This is a genomic window from Phenylobacterium sp. (assembly GCF_036402295.1).
Taxonomy (GTDB): Bacteria; Pseudomonadota; Alphaproteobacteria; order Caulobacterales; family Caulobacteraceae; genus Phenylobacterium.
The window spans coordinates 1-2,455 of record NZ_DASWTE010000167.1; the positions used below are offsets into that span (position 1 = coordinate 1).

Consider the following 2,455-nt stretch of genomic DNA (forward strand, 5'->3'; position numbering starts at 1 on the left):
GGCGTGGAAAGCGTCATCGCCGGGTCCAGCACCACCGCCCTCGGCGCCAGCAGCGGGTGGGTGTAACCCTCCTTCACGTTCCGCGCCGCGTCGCTGACGCCGGCGAACGGCGTGAACTCGGCGGCCGACAGCGTGGTGGGCACGGCGATCATGCGGACGCCCGCCGGAACGGTCGTGACGTTGATCCGGTCAGGACCCCGCCCGGCGCGATAGGCGTCGAGCTGGTCCACGCCGGTGAGGTCCGCCCACAAGCAGAGCTGCATCACCTTGGTCGCGTCGATCACCGAGCCGCCGCCCAGCGCCACGAGCAGGTCCGCGCCGGCTTCCCGCGCCGCCTGGGCCCCGCCGATCACCCCCGCGCGCGGCGAGTGCGCCCCGATCTCGCAGAAGACGCCGACGCAGAGCTCGCCCAGCGCCGCGGCGAAGTCGTTGGCCAGCCCATCGGCGAGCGAACGGGTGCTCGTGACCAGGAGGCGCGAGCAGCCCCAGGCCTTCGCCAGCTCGGCCACCACCTCGGCGGCGGGTCGGCCGTAGGTGATCTGGTCCTGTTTCGGGAAGCGGTGCGTTCCACTCAGCATCTGCGTTCCTCCCCAAAAGTTGCTAAGCACGATCGATGGCCCGACCCAAGACGCCCAAATCCGCCCGCTTTGCCAAGGGTCTCCCCGACCGCGACACGCTCCTGAAGTTCATCCGCGAGAGCGGCGAAACCGACAAGGCCGCCGTCGCCCGCGCCTTCGGGCTGAAGGGCGAGGATCGGCGGCAACTGAGGGCCATGCTGTCGACGCTGCAGGCCGAGGGCGCCCTGGGCAAGCGTGGCCGCCGTGGCCTGGCCGAGGCCGGCGCCCTGCCCGAGGTGGGCGTGGCCGACGTCATCGAGCGCGACGCCGACGGCGAGATGCTGGTCCGGCTGACCCGTGGCGAGGACGCGCCGCTGGTCCCGCTCGCGCCCGGCGGCGGTGACGCCAAGGGGCCCGCGCCCGGCCTGGGCGACCGCGTGCTCGTGCGGTTCGTCACCCTGGAGAACGGCGAGACCGAGGCGCGGTTGATCAAGCGCCTGGGCCAGAGCGCGCACCGCATCCTGGGCGTGGTCCGCAAGGCCCGCCGTGAGGTGCGGGTGGAGCCCGTCGACCGCCGCTCGAAGGACACGCTGCTCCTGCCTGAGGGCGAGGACGTCCGCGACGGCGACCTGGTCATCGCCCAGGTCGAGCCGCACGGCCCCCGCTATGGCCCCAAGCGCGGCAAGCTGCTGGAGGTCGTCGGCCGCGAGGACGAGCCACGCGCCTTCTCGATCATCGCCATCCACGCCCACGGCATCCCCACCGGCTTCTCCGAGGCCGCCGAGGCCGAAGCCGAGGCCGCCCAACCGCCGACGCTGGCCGGCCGCGAGGACCTGCGCGACGTGCCCCTGATCACCATCGACCCGGTGGACGCGCGCGACCACGACGACGCCGTCTACGCCCATCCCGACGACGACCCGAAGAACCCCGGCGGCTGGGTCTGCTGGGTCGCCATCGCCGACGTGGCCGCCTACGTGCGCCCGGGCTCGGAACTGGACCGTATCGCCCGCGACAAGGGCAACAGCGTCTACTTCCCCGACCGCGTCGAGCCGATGCTGCCCGAGCGGCTGTCGAACGGCCTCTGCTCGCTGCGCGAAGGCGAGAACCGCGCCACGCTGGCGGTCCGGATGGTGTTCGGGTCCGACGGACGCAAGCGCAGCCACCGCTTCGTCCGCGGCCTGATGCGCTCGGCCGCCAAGCTCAGCTACGAGCAGGCCCAGGCCGCCATTGACGGCGAGCCCGACGACAAGACCGGCCCCCTGATGGACAGCGTGCTCAGGCCGCTGTGGGCCGCCTACGCCTGCCTGAAGAAGGGCCGCGACGCCCGCTCGCCGCTGGCCATCGAGAGCCTGGAGCGCCGGATCAGCATCCGCGAGGGCGAGATCGCCGCGATCACGCCGCGCGCCACCCTCGACGCCAACAAGCTGATCGAGGAGTTCATGATCCAGGCGAACGTCTGCGCCGCCGAGACGCTGGAGCAGAAGAAGACGCCGCTGATCTACCGTATCCACGACACGCCCAGCCAAGAGAAGATCTTCAACCTGGCCGACTTCCTGTCGACCATCGGCAAGCCGTGGAACAAGGGCGAGCCGGGCACGACCAAACGGTTCAACAAGCTGCTGGACGAGACACGCGACACCGAACACGCCGATGTGGTCAACGAGGTCGTGCTGCGCAGCCAGATGCAGGCGATCTACAGCCCCGAGAACATAGGCCACTTCGGCCTGAACCTGGACCGCTACGCCCACTTCACCTCGCCGATCCGGCGCTATTCCGACCTGATCGTCCACCGCGGCCTGATCCGGGCGCTGAACCTGGGCAAGGACGGGCTGACCGACCGCGAGATCGCCGAACTGCCCGCCATCGCCGAGGGCGTGACCATGACCGAGCGCCGGTCG

Annotated in this window: 2 protein-coding genes; one reads left to right on the forward strand and one right to left on the reverse strand. The window is 71.1% G+C overall.

Going from position 1 to position 2,455, the window contains the following annotated elements:
• A partial coding sequence (locus tag VGD44_RS10605) for an iron-containing alcohol dehydrogenase (protein WP_331086697.1) occupies nucleotides 1-578 on the reverse strand: 578 nt, incomplete at its 3' end.
• A 35-nt stretch (nucleotides 579-613) separates the two neighbouring features.
• On the opposite strand from VGD44_RS10605, the gene VGD44_RS10610 reads away from it, so the two are divergent.
• Nucleotides 614-2,455, forward strand: a 1,842-nt coding sequence (locus tag VGD44_RS10610) for a VacB/RNase II family 3'-5' exoribonuclease (protein WP_331086699.1), incomplete at its 3' end; no start/stop codon positions are given.